Source organism: Sulfuricurvum sp. (assembly GCF_049587615.1).
GTDB lineage: Bacteria > Campylobacterota > Campylobacteria > Campylobacterales > Sulfurimonadaceae > Sulfuricurvum.
Map to the genome: position 1 here is coordinate 45711 of NZ_JBAVEF010000036.1, position 16089 is coordinate 61799.

Sequence of the window (16089 nt, forward strand, 5' to 3'; positions counted from 1 at the left end):
TTGAGAGGGGCTTTGCTCCTCTCGAAGGAGACATACAAATGAATCATAAGCGTAAAATTGTGATCGATCCCATAACCCGTATCGAAGGGCATTTACGGATCGAAGTGGAGATTGATGAGGATAATATTGTCCGTGAGGCGTGGGCATCAGGACAGCTGTTTCGCGGGATTGAAACCATTTTAAAAGGGCGTGATCCCCGGGATGCCGCATTGATTGCCCAGCGGATTTGCGGAGTGTGTACGAACGTCCATTACCGTGCCTCGATCAGTGCGGTCGAAGACGCCTATGGAATAGTCATTCCGCGCAATGCGGAAATTGTTCGTAATCTGGTCACACTTTCGCTATTTGTTCAAGATCACATTGTCCACTATTATCATCTCCATTCCCTCGATTTTGTCGATGTGACGGGAGCATTAGCCGCCGATTGCGACAAAGCGGAGGAGGAGGCGGAGAAATGGTGCGACAACCCTTACCGCAATGCACACGGTCATCTTGAAAAGGTGAAGGAGAAACTGCAAGGGTTCGTCAAAGCGGGGCGGCTTGGGCTGTTCGCCAACGGCTACTGGGGACATACGGCTTACCGACTCACCCCTGAGCAAAATCTGGTGCACATGAACCATTATCTCGAAGCGCTTCGTATTCAGCGGGAAATATCTGCAGCCATTGCGATTTTCGCGGGGAAAACCCCTCATCCCCAAAATCTTGTGGTCGGGGGAGTTACCAGTGTTGCCGACATGCTCAACCCTCAGCGGCTGAACGATTTTATGTTTATTATCAAAGAGGTACGTGATTTTATCGAGCGGGCCTATATCCCTGATATGAAGATGATGGTTCATGTCTATCGTGATTCCATCCTCGCCGGGGAGGGGAGGGCGAGTGGCAATTTTATGGCCTGCGGCGGCTACCGTTTCGGCAAAAACGGGATTTTGTTTGAATCCGGTGTGATACGGGGACACGATTTTACACATATTGAGCCGTTTGACCCCTCAAACATCACGGAAGAAGCATCCCGTTCCTGGTATGAAAATGATGCACCTCTTTCGCCCTATGCGGGGGAGACGAATCCGTTTTATACGGATCTCAATGCAGACGGTACCCTTAAAACCGAAGGGAAATACAGCTGGGTAAAAGCCCCGCGATACGGCGGCGAGGTGATGGAAGTGGGACCTCTGGCGCGGATGGTTGTCGGGGTGGTTAAAAACTCACCGATTATCCGCCCCTACATGGAACGGTTCATGGAACAGACGGATCTGGAGCTGATCCATTTTTCGAGCGGAGTAGGGCGTAATGCGGCACGCGCCGTGGAAGCGCAGATCTGCTGCGACTATCTGTTTGACATGATGAGCGATCTGATCGAGAACATTAAATATTACGATGAGACGACGTGGACAAAATATGTGTTTGAAGCGTTGCCGCTTGAAGCGTCAGGAGCCGGGATATTTGAAGTTCCGCGCGGTGTCTTGGGACACTTCGTCCGGATCGAAGAGGGAAAAATCGCCAATTATCAGGCGGTTGTTCCGACGACATGGAACGCTTCGCCCAAAGACGCGCAAAATCAGCGTGGGGCGTATGAAGAATCGCTGATCGGAATGAAGCTTGCCGATCCTTCGGCGCCGCTGGAGATACTGCGGGTGATCCACTCTTTCGACCCATGTTTGGCGTGCGCGGTCCATGTGATCGATATCAAAGGTACAGAGCTTTCCCGATACAAAATCGCCCCTTTGTGCTCTTTGTAAGAGAGAAGAAAAACAAAGGGGACTAAGAGAACGGTTGTAAACCAATCGGGCCGTTTTTATGCGGCTGTAAATTCCGCTATACATTGTTGTAATATATGATATACTTATTCATCTTCCTCAATAAAGGAGAGTCAGTATGAATGGTTTTGACGCACTTTATTCAAAAGCGAAAGAACGTATCAAGCTCTTATCGAGCTTACCGTGTACAAAAGATGAACCGATTGAACAGATGCTTGAAAAACGGGGTATCGATCGGCGTGATTTTATGAAGTGGGCGGCGAGCGTCACCGCGATGCTTGCGTTGCCCTCACAGTTCACGCCGTTGTTTGCCGAGGCGGCCAAGCTTGCCGATCGTCTTCCTCTCATTTGGCTTCACATGGCGGAATGTACCGGATGCAGCGAATCGCTGATCCGCTCCGATGCGCCGACGATTGACTCTCTGATTTTTGACTACATCTCTTTGGAATATCATGAGACATTGATGGCCGCAGCCGGGTGGCAGGCAGAGACAAATCTCGAACGGGCCATGAAAACGCATGCAGGACGCTATATCCTTCTGGTAGAGGGGGGTATTCCTACGGCGATGAACGGCCTCTATCTGACGTTGGGTGCACAGGGGAAAACAGGGCTCAAAGTGGTTCAGGAGGCTGCCGCCAATGCGGCTGCCATCTTTTCCATAGGTACGTGTGCCAGCTTTGGCGGGATTCAGGCGGCGGCTCCCAATCCAACCGGGGCAAAAGGGGTCGACAAAGTGGTAAAACAGCCGGTTATCAATGTCCCCGGCTGTCCGCCGAGTGCCGAGAATATTGTCGGAACGTTGATGCATTTTCTCCTTTTTGGCGAATTACCGGCATTGGACCAATATAGCCGTCCGAAGTGGGCGTATGGCCATCGTATCCACGATCTGTGCGAACGGCGCGGCCATTTTGATGCAGGCGAGTTTGTCGAGAGTTTTGGCGATGAGGGTGCCAAAGACGGATGGTGCCTCTACAAACAAGGGTGCAAAGGCCCCTACACGTTCAATAACTGCTCGACGGAACGGTTCAATCAGCATACCCACTGGCCGATCGGCGCGGGTCATGGCTGTATGGGATGCAGTGAACCGAATTTTTGGGATTCGATGGGACCGCTTGAGAAGCCGTTGGAATCCCATCTGGTGATGGGGCTTAATTCTACGGTGGACAAAATAGGGACAACTTTGTTGAGCGCGACGGTCATCGGAATCGGAGCGCATGCCGTTGCAACGCTGTTCATGAACAACAAAGAAGAGAAGGAGAGTTAGGTCATGGCAAATCGACGCGTAGTGATTGATCCGATTACCAGGATAGAGGGACATCTGCGGATTGAGGTCGAAGTGGATGAAAACAATGTGGTGCAAAAGGCCTACTCTTCCTCAACGCTGTGGCGCGGTATCGAACTGATCTTGAAAGGGCGTGACCCCAGAGATGCAGGGCTGATGGCACAGCGTATCTGCGGTGTCTGTACCTATTCGCACTATAAGGCGGCTATAGAGGCGGTTGAAAACACCTTGGGAGTCGAACCTCCTTACAATGCCAAACTGGTACGATCGCTTTTGAACGAGTCTCTCTACATGCATGATCATATGGTCCACTTTTACCACCTGCACGGTTTGGATTGGGTCGATGTCGTATCGGCACTGAGTGCCGATCCCAAACGTGCTTCTGAACTGGCATTCACGTACAGTGATTCCCCGATTGCAACGGGGACGGATGAACTGAGCGCTGTACAGCAAAAAGTCAAAAGTTTTGTGGAAAAGGGGCAGCTCGGGCCGTTTGCCAATGCGTATTGGGGAAACAAAAGCTATCGGTTTTCCCCTGAACAAAATCTCATCGCATTGTCGCACTATTTAAAAGCGCTCGAACTTCAGCGTGTTGCCGCACAGATGTTTGCCATCTTCGGTGCGAAGCAGCCGCATCCCCAAAGTCTGGTCGTTGGGGGTGTGACCTGCGTTCGTGATATTTTAAGTCCGACCCGCTTGGCGGAATGGAAAACAAAATACGAAACAGTCAAAGATTTTATCGACCGTGCCTATTATGCCGACATCGTGATGGCAGCAGAAGCATACGGCAGTGAAGCAAGTGTTTTGGGGGGTGTCGGGGTGAAAAACTTCCTGAGTGCAGAGGCATTTTTACTCAACCGTACGGAGTCCCTTTTCCAAAGCGGCTACATCAAAAACGGAGACATCACCAAGGTCTATGATATTGACGAGATGAAAATCGAAGAGGATGTGACCCATGCCTGGTATAAAGGGGAGAAACCCTTACAGCCCTATGAAGGGGTGACAGAGCCTGAATATACCGGGTTTATCGATGGCGATACCGTGAACGGCAAAGCACAGGTGCTCAATGAAAAGGACAAATACAGCTGGGTCAAAGCGCCCCGCTATGACAAAGAGGCGATGGAAGTAGGGCCTTTGGCGTGTCTGCTGGTCAATTACGGCCGCGGGAACGAAAAAGTCCAAAAAGCGGTTAACGACTTTTTGAAACGGACCGGATTACCGGTTGCCGCGCTCTTCACGACGCTGGGGCGTACCGCCGCACGAATGTTACAGACAAAATTGATTTCGGATAACGCGATCATCACGTTCAACTCTTTGGTGGAGAACATCAAAACAGACGATACCACCTATACCAAATTTGAAATTGATCCGGATAAAGAGTACAAAGGGCGTTTTATCGGCGAAGCACCGCGCGGTACGTTAAGCCACTGGGTTCGGGTTAAAAACGGGGTGATTGAAAATTATCAAGCGGTTGTCCCGACGACATGGAATGCAGGACCGATGGACGGTGCCGGAAAAGTCGGTCCGTATGAGGCGTCGCTTGTCGGGTTGAAGCTCGAAGATCCTACCAAACCGCTGGAAGTGCTCAGGGTAATTCACTCATTTGATCCGTGTATGTCGTGTTCGGTCCATGTAATGGATATCAAAGGGGTAGAGATCAGCGCGTTTAAGGTCAATCCCTTAAGCAGTGGAGCGGCTGGCTGAGAGTATAACTGCTGAAATCATAGTGATTTGGTATGCAGCTAAGAGTTAAAGGAATGTCAAATGGAAGAGCGTCGTATGAAAGAGCGGAAATGGGCATATTATCCTGGTTTCGTCTACAGTGCAGCAAATCGTCTATTGCATTGGCTTCGAGCCATTGTCATCACGGGATTGACGGTGACGGGGTTTTACATCGCCAGCCCTTTCCACTCTCACGGATCTTCCCATCATCCTCTTATCTACGGCGAATGGGTCTCATGGCATACGGCATTGGGCCTTATCCTCATTTCGGCGGGAATAGTGAGGATCTATCTTTTCTTTTTCGGCAAAGATAGCAAAAGGGAACTGCGTTCGTTGGAGGATGAATTTAGCTTAACGTCGTGGATCATTCAGCTCAAATCGTACTTTTTTATCGGGGAACTGCAGAAAAAAGGCATTTATGGCCCCTTACAGTTTTTTTCCTACTTTATGATTATGGTATTTACGGTAGTGACATCGATAAGCGGATTGATACTGTATGTCCATGTGTATCATCAAGGGCTCGGAGGAGTGTTGTATGAACCGATGAAAGCTATTGAATATTGGATGGGTGGACTCTCAACCGTACGTCTGATTCATCATATCACGATGTGGGGGTTTTTAATCTTCATCCCGATTCATGTTTATATGGTGATTTGGTCCGCTATCCGTTTTAAACATAATGCTCTTGATGTTATGTTCACAGGGTATGATTATCATATGATAAAAGAACGTAGAAGAGAGAGTGGAAAAATTATGGAACGGGAAGAAATATCCCCAAACCCTCAATGAAAATATTGCTTTTAGGTATCGGAAACATTCTCTTTGGAGATGAGGGGATCGGGGTCCATTTCATCAACTACATCGATCAGAAATACCGCTTTGAGGGGGAACATCAGTTCGAGATACTCGACGGCGGGACACTCGCTCAGAGGCTTATCCCGATCATTGTCGAGTATGACCGGCTCATCATTGTCGACACGATCAATGCTCCGGGAGTGAAAGCGGGCGAGCTCTATTTTTTTGATTTTGATGCGGTCCCCAGTGCGGTTGACTGGCAAGGGAGCGCCCATGAAGTCGAAATGCTTCAGACACTCTACATGATGGATCTCCTCGGAGACCGTCCCCCCACCATGATCATGGGTGTGGTACCGACAGTGATTGAGATAACGGAGTTCTCTCTCTCGGATGGGGTTGCCGATGCAATCCCCCTGATGGAAAAGACCCTGTTGGACTATGTGACAACCCTTGGGATCAAACCTATCCGACGCGGCGATGTTATGATCCATTCCCTCCTTTCCGACTCATTCCGGTCTGCCGATGCACATCGCGTTTAGATTTCATTATATTCACGATAACGGTCTCTTTGGCCGTTTGCTGCAAGAGGTCGGAAAACACTCCCGACTCCCGCTGAACCTCTATCAAGAGAAGCATGAGTATGTCCTAGCCGCGTCGGGCGATCAACCTGAGCTTGAAGCGCTCGCCGACTTGGTCTCAACATACGTACCGCAATCGCTGTTTTTGCAAGGGTACACCCTAACGGAATACGGGACGCCGCATGAGCCTCAACTGCTGGCGGAAACAAAGACTCATTATCAGGTTCCCTGCTGTCCTCAGTGCCAGCAAAAGATCACTCAGACCCTGGATCCGTTTGAACCGTGTTTCGTCTGCGGGTTTAATGATACGTTATTGACCCTGGAAGATCTGCGGACATTCACGCAGACCGATACTCTGAGTGCGGAGGAGCTGTTTATCACACTGGCTGAAAAGTTGATTGCGGAAGAATCGATCACGCTGCCTACCTATAACGGAATACGCCGTTTCTCTTTGCTGCAGTGCGAGGAAGCTAAAGAGAGCGGTATTTTAATCTGCGATCCGGTGCACATTTCCGCCTCATGGCTGATCACACAGGGGGAACTGGATGCGTTGATGACAATCGAAAAACCTTCTGTCCGATTAAAGCCAAAGCTGAAATTTCGGGCCGAGTTTGATTTGACAAAACCTTTTTACCCGGTGTTTTTTGCGGATGACAAGGTTACCCTGGCTTTAAGCACCGCTTTATTGCGTAAAGGGGTTGAGGCCGTTTATTGCAACCATCCCCCTTTGCTTCGAGTTGCTTCAGCCTTAAAACACCCTGTCATTGTAACAGCCGGGCGCGACATGCTTCCATGGCACCATCCGATGCTTCTCACCCAAGCCTCTTGCTGCAGCTTTGAGGGGTTTGAGGCATCAGGAGGGCAAAACGGTCTTGTTGTGGATACGGTAGCCAAGCCGGTTACTTCGGGGTGTGTACGGTTTGTGGCCAAAGGGGAACCCTCATCCTCTCCTCATCCGATTTTCTTTGAACCCTCCCATGCCGTCCTCCGTTCGATTGTTTTGGAACATGGTCTGCAGGGACAATCACTGTGCGGTATCTATCTTAGCCGGACTCACCGTTCGCAGATATGCAGTTTTTCGGCGAAAATAGGGTATACCCCTATGGCCGATTTTTCGGATGTATCTCTCGCCTCTCCCAAAAGGATGTTGACGTCGATTTCCCGGATGGATGAGGCGGGAGCACGGCTGATAGCCAATTATCAAAAAGTATTTCCAAAGCAGTTTGAAAAAATAGAACAGGCCCGCTTTGAAGGGGAGGGCGATGCGTCGATGCTGATCAGACTCTGGGCTATGGCCGCATTGTTTATCGGACTTTGTGATGGGGATAGTATTCAAAACGGATGCGAACAACTCGAAGCGACGGCCCTTGAATTCAACGGAAAATCGGGACCCCGTATCGATTATAAAGTGCTCAAGAGCGAGAATGGCTATCAGATAGACCCACGATTGGCTATCCGGTCGGCGATGAGTTTTAAACTGGCCGGGGTCGATGAATACCTGCTCAGTTACGGATTCATCGATTCGCTGGCCGATTTTATTGCTCAACAGGCTGAACTTGCTGATGCAAATATTTCCATAGAAGGTGTGACCCTCGGCGGTAGTCTGTTTGAGAACCGTCAGCTGCTGAGGTGTACCTACAACGCGCTCAGCCCCAATTACCCCGTATTTCATAATGAGCGACTGAGTATGGATGGGGCCAATGTTGCTGTGGGAGCGGTGAGCCTTGGGAGTGAATAAAAAAATAGAGATTCGCGGTATTGTCCAGGGGGTCGGTTTCCGCCCACTCGTCTATCAGCTTGCTACTCGCTATAATCTAAAAGGGTTTGTTCAAAATACCGGCTCCGGCGTACATATGGAGGTAGAAGGGGACGGTGATCAGATGGCATCGTTCTTCGAGGCACTGCATCGGGAACTTCCTGTGCAGGGGCGTATTGACGCTATGGAGAGCCGGGAGGGGATGTATGTCGGCTATGAAACGTTTGCGATACGTCAAAGCGAGGATAACGAGGGGGTAGGGGCGCTGATTCCGCCGGACAGCGCACTGTGCAAAGCGTGTTTGTATGAGATGCAAGATCCCTCCAACCGCCGATACCGTTACCCGTTTATCAACTGCACGGGTTGCGGTCCCCGCTATACGATCATGCAGCTTCCCCCTTACGACCGTGTCCGAACCTCAATGAAACATTTTCCGATGTGCCCCGAATGCGAGGGGGAATACAGCGATCCGACCTCCCGTCGCTACCATGCCGAGCCGATCAGCTGTCCGCGATGCGGACCGCAGTTGAGGTTTTTGGATAATAAGGGAAATGAGATCGCGGGAGATCCTATCGATTTGGCAGTTCAAATGCTCAAATTGGGAAAAATCATTGCCCTCAAAGGGGTTGGGGGATTTCATCTGATGTGCGATGCGACCTCCGATTCGGCGGTGTCAGAACTGCGGCGGCGCAAACACCGTAAAGCCAAGCCGTTCGCGGTGATGTTTAGGTCGCTTCAGCAGATTGAGCGCTATGCTTCCATCAATGAAGCCGAGAGGGAGCTTATCACCGGTGCGATCAAACCGATCGTGATCGTCGATGCCAAACACGAAACAGCTCTCTCCGTACAGGTGGCGCCGGGAATCGGACGGATTGGGGTGTTTCTCCCCTACACCCCGCTGCATCAGCTCCTTTTTGAGGCCATGGATGTTCCTCTCATAGCAACGAGTGCCAATATCCGTGATGAGCCGATTATCGTGAGGGGTGATGAGGTTATCCGTTTGTTGGGTGATAAGGTGGAGGGGATACTGGATCATGACCGTTCCATTGTCAATGCATTGGACGATTCGGTCGTTCAAATCGCTGATGGAAAGAGGGTGACATTACGGATGGGACGGGGATATGCTCCCGTGTCGTTTCCGTTGCACGAACCTTTGAATGAGCCTGTTTTAGCGGTAGGAGCACATCAAAAAAGCGCCGTTGCCCTGGGTATCGGGAACAATATGATCCTCGGAGGGCATATCGGCGATTTGGGGAGCATCGAAGCGGATGAGTATTTCGAGCGTTCCATCCATACTTTCAAGCGGTTTTACCAGACTGAACCGTCTCTTATATTCCATGACCGCCATCCCTTGTACACGTCGACCCGCTATGCGTACGACCACGCCGATTCACATTGGGGAATACAGCACCATTACGCCCATATCCTCGCCTGCATGGCCGAATACGGGCTCACGGAAAAGGTGATCGGATTTGCCTTTGACGGGACGGGACACGGCGATGAGGGAGCATTGTGGGGGGGAGAGGTAATGATTGCGGATACCCATACCTATAAACGGATCGGATCTCTCAAGCCTTTTGCTTTGCTGGGCGGCGAAAAGGCGATCAAAGAACCGCGTCGGATTGCGTTGTCCTTGCTCTTTGAACGTTACTCGCTGGATGAGGTATTATCGATGAATTTTCCGACTACCGAGGCGTTTTTGCCTTATGAAATCCGTCAAATGCACCATATGTGGCTCAAAAAGTTGAATTCGCTGCAAAGTACGTCGATGGGGAGGCTTTTCGACGCGGTGGCATCATTGGGGGGATTTGTCCAAAGCCTCGATTACGAAGGGCAGGGGGGGATGATCATGGAAGGATACGTCGACCCTTTGATTGATGAGCCGTTCGCGTTTGAGGTGAACGAGGGGGTGATCGATGTGGGCTTGATGGTCGATGACATTCTCGCACTGGTGTCTCATAACGATGCAAAAAGGGTCATTGCCAGCCGTTTTATCGCAACCATCAGTGCGATGATTGAACATTTTGCGGCTCTGTACCCCGATTTACCTGTCGTCGTCGGGGGGGGAGTATTTCAAAACCGGGTATTGATGAGCCGCCTTTACCGCCGTTTTACATCGAGGGCGTTTTACGCTCAGCAGCGCACCCCGGTCAATGACGGTTCCATTGCGTTAGGGCAGGCATGGTGGGGGGTATTCAATCGGATTAATTAATGCGCATTGTGTGTTAAGATTGTTAGAGATGATTTAATAATTATTGATTATAATGAGAGGATATAAAAAGAGGAGTGCGCATGTTAAAGAAGATAACGGGTGTATTTATCCTGGCAGAAGCGGCGATTTTGGCCCATACGGGAACGGGGAGTGTATCAGGATTCGGCGCGGGATTTTCCCATCCGGTTGGGGGAGCTGATCATATTTTGGCGATGATCGCGGTAGGGCTATGGGCGGCTCAAATGGGAGGACGCGCTTTGTGGGCAGTTCCTCTTAGTTTTGTGTTGATGATGGTTGCAGGCGCGGCTATGGGGATTCAAGTACCGTTTATCGAAGAGGGGATTTTAGCGTCGGTTCTCGTTTTGGGTGGATTGATCGGTTTCGGTGTCAAAATGCCGGTCATGTTTAGTTCGGCAATCGTCGGATTGTTTGCGATTTTCCACGGAACGGCGCACGGTGCGGAAATGCCTCTCAATGCGGGCGGTGTTGAATATGCGGCAGGGTTTGTATTGGCAACGGCGTTGTTGCATATCGGAGGAATCGCTATTGGATTAGCGATGCATAAACTTTCCGAATCTAAAGCCTCTCGCGCAGCGGGGGGAGCGATTGCCGCTTCAGGATTGGCATTAGTTCTTTCTTGATATACTAGCATCATTCTCACCTCTCCCGTCATTCCCGCCTTCGAGGGAATGACGAACTCAAATATACTTTTTTTAGGACTTTATTATGTGCAAAGATTGCGGATGTTCTATTACCGATCACGATCATCACCACGACCACGACACGCATCACCACGATCACGGAGATTATGATCATTCTCATACCCATCAGGCGGCGCATGAGACACTGCACCACAACCCTCAGTTGAACGATAAAAAAACGATCGACGTCATCAAAAAGATTTTGGACAAAAACGACCAAGAGGCGCACCACAACCGTGAGCATTTTAATGAGCATGGGGTGTTGGCGATTAATCTTATGAGTTCTCCGGGAAGCGGTAAAACGGCACTCCTCGAAGCAATGGCAGGCTTGGCTCCATTTAAATTCGGTGTGATCGAGGGGGATTTGGAGACGTCGCGCGATGCCGATCGTCTTATCGCCAAAGGGATACCTGCGGTGCAGATTCAGACAGGGAGTGCGTGTCATCTGGACGCATTTATGGTACACAAAGGGCTGCATGACTTGCCGTTAGCTCCACTCGATGTCTGTTTTATCGAAAACGTCGGAAATCTTGTCTGCCCGGCGAGTTACGATGTAGGCTCACACCTCAATATCGTCCTTGTCTCGATCCCTGAAGGTGAAGACAAAATCGCCAAATATCCGGTGATGTTCCGCACGGCGGATTTGATCCTCATTACCAAAACCGATCTGTTGCCGTATTTCAAATACGACATCGAACGGGAGAAAGCGGAAGCTAGAAAGATCAAACCCAATGTTGATATTTTGGAAGTGAATATCAACGACGAAGCCTCCATCATGGGAGTGATTGAATGGATCGAATTTAAACGAAAGATGAGAAGCTGATTATGTGTTTATCAATCCCCTCAAAAGTGGTCAAAATTGATCCCGAAACCAATACGGCTACTGTCGATACGATGGGGGTTCAGCGCACTGCAGGGCTGGATCTAATGGAAGAAGGAAGTGTCCAAATTGGCGATTACGTGCTCCTTCATATCGGGTTTATCATGAACAAAATCGACGAGGAAGATGCCCTCGAATCGCTCAACGTGTATCGGGAGATACTCGATGCGATGAATGAACAAGAGAGGCTTGCCGCGATAGAAGAGAGTGATAACTGTCCAAATGGCGGAACCTGAGATGGGGCTTGAGCTTAAAAACTTTTATGATGATTTTCGTAATGCGGACACGATAAAAGCATACGCGAAGATCATCGCCGCAGATGCGTTAAAACTCCCCCATCCGATCAATATCATGGAGGTGTGCGGCGGTCATACCCACACCATCATGAAATACGGTGTGTTGCAACTGCTCCCCTCCAACATCCATTTCGTCCACGGGCCGGGATGCCCCGTGTGCATCATGCCCAAAGAGCGGATCGACCATGCCTACGTTCTGAGTCAGCAGCCTAACGTCATTCTCGTCACTCTGGGCGATATGATCAAAGTCCCCGGAAGTAACGGAAGTTTGCAAGATGCAAGAGCCAAGGGTGCGGATGTCCGTTTCGTCTACTCGCCTCTGGATTGTCTTAAAATCGCTCAAGAGAACCCTGATAAAACGGTGATCTTCTTTGCCATCGGATTTGAGACGACGACCCCTATGACTGCCGCACTATTGGACACGGTGATCCGCCAAGATGTCAAAAATATCCTCTTACATGTCAACCACGTCACCGTACCCGAACCGATGCGCGCTCTGATCAGCGATGAAGCGTGTATCATCGATGCGTTCTTGGGACCATCTCACGTCAGCGTTATCAGCGGAAGCAAAATCTACGAAGAGTTCCCCCGCGATTGGCATAAACCCGTCGTCGTCAGCGGTTTCGAGCCGGTGGACGTGATGCAGTCGATCAGTATGATCGTCAAACAGTTCATCGAGGGCAGATGCGAAATGGAAGTAGAGTATAAACGTGCCGTGACGCGAGAGGGGAACCTCAAAGCCCAAGCGTTGAATGATAAATACTTCCAAAAAGTGGACTTTCGCTGGCGCGGTTTGGGCGACATTCCCCAAAGCGGGATGGGTCTGCGTCCTGAGTATGATCGCTACAACGCCGAGAAGATTTATGATCTCATCCTCCCCAAAGAGGAGATCAACGATCACAAACTCTGTATCTGCGGTGACATTCTCAAAGGGAAAGCATCTCCGCCGCAGTGTTCTATCTTTGGCACCGCGTGTAAACCGAGCAGCCCTGTGGGAAGCTGTATGGTAAGCTCTGAGGGGGCGTGTTCGGCGTATTATAAGTATGGGAATTTGGTATAATCTATAAAGATACGAATCTAAATAAGGCTTTGGAAGACACGGGAGAGAGTACGCCGTTTATAGAATTTATGTTGGAAATTATCCTCAAAACTGAAAATATTTTGAGTGAAAATGTCCCTAAAAATGTCCCTAAAAATCGTTGGAGGAAATCGTGAAATTGATCAATGATTAAACTACGACAGATTTGTTGCAATGTGTTTGATATGTATCCGTTCGCCCTGCGCTTGTCGAAGGGTGAGTTGTTCATGGTTCGACAAGCTCACCACGAACGGTGCAAGAACTTCAATACTTAAGTAGGAATGAAATGAGTAATGTCGAAAAGTTAAAAAAATATCTCATCGGTGACAATGACGATGGGTATTTACTGAAAGAAATCAGTAACGGTAAGGTCATTATGCTTTCAGGAGAATGGGGAAGCGGAAAAACCCATTTTTGGAAAAATGAGATTGAACCGAAATTTCAAAAAAAGCCTTATGCGTATGTAAGTTTATATGGTAAAACATCTATCTCCTCAATAGAAAATGATTTGTATATGCAAATTTATGGCAATACAAACAATGAAGGAGATTTTATCAGTAAGGCTTCCTCAACATTAATTTCAACGTATGCAAGAGTACTGAAACCTATCTCGATTATTGATGCAGGAGAAAGTGAAAAAGCAGTTTTAGCAAGTAAGCATAAAAAAGCGATAGAAGCATTAAATCAAAATGCGCTTATATGTTTTGATGACTTTGAGAGGAAATCAAAAGAGATAGATTTGAATGATTTATTTGGTTTCATAACTCAACTTGCCCTGAATTTCAATTGCAAAGTTATTTTGATATTGAATAGTGACGTTTTTGATGGAAAAGAGAAGGAAGTATTTATTAATGTCAAAGAGAAAACAGTCTCAAAATATTTAAAGTTTACCCCTACATCTACAGAATTATTTGAGATTATTTTCAATAAAAATACTTTAGATGAAAAGTATAAAACAATTATTCTCGATGCCATTAATGAATTTGGTTTATTGAATGCTCGTATTTATGAAAATATTTTGGGAAATCTTCAAGAATATGTTGAAAAAAATCGAGAGACAACAGACCAAGAAATACGATACTTTGTTTTGACTCTAATTAATTTTAATCTTTATCATGTTGTATTCAAATTTTATGGTTACAGCGATAAGACGTTTGAAAATAGTTTGAAATTCCCCACTTTTTTTGTTGAGCAAAAAGATTTTTATGTGCGTTTGATCAATGCTGTAAGTCATGAACGTTTCAAAACAAAAGATAGATTTAAAGTACGGATAGATATGCTCGAATTTTTAACAAGTTTTGTATCAAATGAGTATAAATCTACTAATAGATCGGGTGAAAATGCAGAAACGAAACCAACTGAAAAATTGACTGATGATTTAAAAATTGTAAATAAATATGCGGATGTTATTTGGTCATATTGGAGATTAGAAATAAAATTAGAGTATCGTAAAAATATAGATGAAAAAAGTATTAGACAGATAAATGACTTTATTGAAACAGGGATATTATAAATGACAAAAACAATAACCCTCGCCCAAGGCAACGGCGGCGAAGAGAACAACGAGCTGATTAAAAAGGTATTTTACAAAGCTTTTAAAAACGAGATATTGGAACGAAGTGAAGATGCGGCGGTGATCGGGAATTTGGCGATGACCACCGACAGCTTTACGGTGAGTCCCCTCTTTTTTGCGGGGGCGGATATCGGTAAACTTGCCGTATGCGGCACATGCAACGACCTTGCGATGATGGGGGCACAGCCCAAATATCTGACGTGCAGCGTTATCATTGAAGAGGGGTTTGAGGTTGAATCACTAGAGCGGATCGTTGAGAGCATGAGAAGCGAGTTAGCGATCAACGGTGCGGTGGTCGTGAGTGGGGATACCAAGGTGGTGCCGAAAGGGAGCGTGGATAAGATATTCATCAACACCACAGGGCTGGGTGAGATCGTCCAAGCGGGGATCAGCTCGAACAATGTGAGCGAAGAAGATGTGATCCTCATCAACCGTGACATCGGGTGCCACGGTGCGACGATTTTCGCCGCGCGGGAGGGGATGGAGATGAGCAGTACCCTCAAAAGTGACTGCAACTCGCTCTATCCGCAGGTGAAAGCCCTCATGGATGCGGGGGTGCGGATTACGGCGATGCGCGATGCGACGCGCGGAGGGGTTGCGGCGGTGCTGAATGAGTGGGCGAGACAGTCGAACGTCTGTATCGAAGTGGAAGAAGAAAAGATTCCCGTGAGCGATGAGGTCAAAGGGATCTGCGAGATGCTGGGCTTCGAAGCGACGGCATTGGCGAATGAGGGGACGTTTGTGTTGGCGATCCACAAAGATTCCGCCGCAAAAGCGATAGAGATACTAAAGAGTTTCGAGGTGTGCGCGATGGCATCACGCGTGGGAGAAGTAACTCAAAAATACCCGCAAAAAGTGATATTGAAAAGCCCGTGGGGGACGTCACGGTTTTTAGAGACCCCTAATGGCGAGTTGCTACCGAGGATATGCTAATGCATGAGTATTCGATTGTACAAGCACTGTTAACCCAGTGCGAAGAGTTAGCACGTGAGAATGAAGCCGAATCGGTCTCTAAAATCGTTGTAAAGATCGGCAAAATGTCAGGCGTTGAACCGCACTTGCTCGAAATCGCGTTTAATACGTTCAAAGAAAAGACGGTGTGTGAAGGAGCGGATTTTGTGATGAACGTTCAGCCGCTCGTGATCGAGTGTAAAGGGTGCGGTGTACAGACGACTTTGGAAGAGATTTATTACAAATGCCCCGCATGCGAGAGTCTGGATGTCAAAGTAATCGACGGCGAAGATATGTTTTTAATGTCGTTGGAAATGGAGTAGGGGATGCAGGAGTATTGGGAACTCTATGTGAAGTGGATCGACGGCGCTGTCGATCGGGTGTTGGTCAATGCGGGGATTTCGGTGGAGTTGCCGAGTGAGGATAAATATTATGTCGGGTTTATCATGTGGTTGAAATTTAGAAGGTATTAATCATTCTAACGTGATAATAAAAAATATAACTTTACAGG

General features: G+C 48.3%; 15 protein-coding genes. All 15 read left to right on the forward strand.

The annotated features are described in order from the left end of the window. The first annotated feature begins 38 nt into the window (after positions 1 to 38). The 15 genes from WB308_RS06920 (at position 39) to WB308_RS06990 (ending at position 16051) form a co-directional block, all read left to right on the forward strand. Positions 39 to 1736, forward strand: coding sequence for a nickel-dependent hydrogenase large subunit (locus WB308_RS06920; RefSeq protein ID WP_424190305.1), 1698 nt, complete (start codon positions 39 to 41; stop codon positions 1734 to 1736). Between the two features lie 136 nt (positions 1737 to 1872). Further along, positions 1873 to 3018, forward strand: a complete 1146-nt coding sequence (locus WB308_RS06925; RefSeq protein ID WP_424190307.1) for a hydrogenase small subunit — start codon at positions 1873 to 1875, stop codon at positions 3016 to 3018. Positions 3019 to 3021: 3 nt separating this feature from the next. Beyond that, complete coding sequence (locus tag WB308_RS06930; RefSeq protein ID WP_424190309.1) at positions 3022 to 4740, forward strand: nickel-dependent hydrogenase large subunit; 1719 nt, start codon at positions 3022 to 3024, stop codon at positions 4738 to 4740. A 60-nt stretch (positions 4741 to 4800) separates the two neighbouring features. Beyond that, on the forward strand, positions 4801 to 5547 hold the full coding sequence (gene cybH, locus WB308_RS06935) for a Ni/Fe-hydrogenase, b-type cytochrome subunit (RefSeq protein WP_424190311.1): 747 nt from the start codon (positions 4801 to 4803) through the stop codon (positions 5545 to 5547). Next, positions 5544 to 6092 (forward strand): HyaD/HybD family hydrogenase maturation endopeptidase, encoded by a 549-nt coding sequence (locus WB308_RS06940; RefSeq protein ID WP_424190313.1) that lies wholly within the window; start codon positions 5544 to 5546, stop codon positions 6090 to 6092. Before cybH ends, WB308_RS06940 begins: the two co-directional genes overlap by 4 nt. Further along, a complete protein-coding gene (locus tag WB308_RS06945; RefSeq protein WP_424190315.1) occupies positions 6076 to 7869 on the forward strand; it encodes a hypothetical protein in 1794 nt (597 codons plus the stop codon). The genes WB308_RS06940 and WB308_RS06945 overlap by 17 nt, the downstream gene beginning before the upstream one ends. After that, positions 7862 to 10099, forward strand: a complete 2238-nt coding sequence (gene hypF, locus WB308_RS06950) for a carbamoyltransferase HypF (RefSeq protein ID WP_424190317.1) — start codon at positions 7862 to 7864, stop codon at positions 10097 to 10099. The genes WB308_RS06945 and hypF overlap by 8 nt, the downstream gene beginning before the upstream one ends. 80 nt (positions 10100 to 10179) lie before the next feature. Then, complete coding sequence (locus WB308_RS06955; RefSeq protein ID WP_424190319.1) at positions 10180 to 10740, forward strand: HupE/UreJ family protein; 561 nt, start codon at positions 10180 to 10182, stop codon at positions 10738 to 10740. An 85-nt stretch (positions 10741 to 10825) separates the two neighbouring features. Next, the gene (gene hypB / locus WB308_RS06960) at positions 10826 to 11623 is read left to right on the forward strand and encodes a hydrogenase nickel incorporation protein HypB (protein WP_424190321.1); all 798 of its coding nucleotides are present in this window, start codon (positions 10826 to 10828) and stop codon (positions 11621 to 11623) included. Positions 11624 to 11625: 2 nt separating this feature from the next. Next, on the forward strand, positions 11626 to 11916 hold the full coding sequence (locus WB308_RS06965; protein WP_424190323.1) for a HypC/HybG/HupF family hydrogenase formation chaperone: 291 nt from the start codon (positions 11626 to 11628) through the stop codon (positions 11914 to 11916). Between the two features lies 1 nt (position 11917). Further along, a complete protein-coding gene (gene hypD / locus WB308_RS06970) occupies positions 11918 to 13036 on the forward strand; it encodes a hydrogenase formation protein HypD (protein ID WP_424190410.1) in 1119 nt (372 codons plus the stop codon). 304 nt (positions 13037 to 13340) lie between these two features. Next, positions 13341 to 14567, forward strand: a complete 1227-nt coding sequence (locus tag WB308_RS06975) for a P-loop NTPase fold protein (protein WP_424190325.1) — start codon at positions 13341 to 13343, stop codon at positions 14565 to 14567. Continuing rightward, positions 14568 to 15560 carry a hydrogenase expression/formation protein HypE gene (hypE, locus tag WB308_RS06980; protein ID WP_424190327.1) on the forward strand — a complete coding sequence of 331 codons (993 nt, stop codon included), beginning with the start codon at positions 14568 to 14570 and terminating at the stop codon, positions 15558 to 15560. It abuts the gene before it with no gap. Next, entirely contained in the window at positions 15560 to 15901 is a 342-nt protein-coding gene (gene hypA / locus WB308_RS06985) for a hydrogenase maturation nickel metallochaperone HypA (RefSeq protein WP_424190329.1), read from the forward strand. Before hypE ends, hypA begins: the two co-directional genes overlap by 1 nt. A 3-nt stretch (positions 15902 to 15904) precedes the next feature. After that, positions 15905 to 16051 carry a hypothetical protein gene (locus tag WB308_RS06990; protein WP_424190331.1) on the forward strand — a complete coding sequence of 49 codons (147 nt, stop codon included), beginning with the start codon at positions 15905 to 15907 and terminating at the stop codon, positions 16049 to 16051. Positions 16052 to 16089 lie beyond the last annotated feature (38 nt).

What these genes read in the sequence shown, in the direction of transcription:
- WB308_RS06925 (WP_424190307.1), top strand. Translation starts at nt 1,873, where the DNA reads ATGAATGGTTTTGACGCACTTTATTCAAAAGCGAAAGAACGTATCAAG.
- hypA (WP_424190329.1), top strand. Translation starts at nt 15,560, where the DNA reads ATGCATGAGTATTCGATTGTACAAGCACTGTTAACCCAGTGCGAAGAG.
- WB308_RS06940 (WP_424190313.1), top strand. Translation starts at nt 5,544, where the DNA reads ATGAAAATATTGCTTTTAGGTATCGGAAACATTCTCTTTGGAGATGAG.
- WB308_RS06975 (WP_424190325.1), top strand. Translation starts at nt 13,341, where the DNA reads ATGAGTAATGTCGAAAAGTTAAAAAAATATCTCATCGGTGACAATGAC.
- WB308_RS06945 (WP_424190315.1), top strand. Translation starts at nt 6,076, where the DNA reads ATGCACATCGCGTTTAGATTTCATTATATTCACGATAACGGTCTCTTT.
- WB308_RS06965 (WP_424190323.1), top strand. Translation starts at nt 11,626, where the DNA reads ATGTGTTTATCAATCCCCTCAAAAGTGGTCAAAATTGATCCCGAAACC.
- WB308_RS06930 (WP_424190309.1), top strand. Translation starts at nt 3,022, where the DNA reads ATGGCAAATCGACGCGTAGTGATTGATCCGATTACCAGGATAGAGGGA.
- hypE (WP_424190327.1), top strand. Translation starts at nt 14,568, where the DNA reads ATGACAAAAACAATAACCCTCGCCCAAGGCAACGGCGGCGAAGAGAAC.
- WB308_RS06920 (WP_424190305.1), top strand. Translation starts at nt 39, where the DNA reads ATGAATCATAAGCGTAAAATTGTGATCGATCCCATAACCCGTATCGAA.
- WB308_RS06955 (WP_424190319.1), top strand. Translation starts at nt 10,180, where the DNA reads ATGTTAAAGAAGATAACGGGTGTATTTATCCTGGCAGAAGCGGCGATT.
- WB308_RS06990 (WP_424190331.1), top strand. Translation starts at nt 15,905, where the DNA reads ATGCAGGAGTATTGGGAACTCTATGTGAAGTGGATCGACGGCGCTGTC.
- cybH (WP_424190311.1), top strand. Translation starts at nt 4,801, where the DNA reads ATGGAAGAGCGTCGTATGAAAGAGCGGAAATGGGCATATTATCCTGGT.
- hypB (WP_424190321.1), top strand. Translation starts at nt 10,826, where the DNA reads ATGTGCAAAGATTGCGGATGTTCTATTACCGATCACGATCATCACCAC.
- hypD (WP_424190410.1), top strand. Translation starts at nt 11,918, where the DNA reads ATGGGGCTTGAGCTTAAAAACTTTTATGATGATTTTCGTAATGCGGAC.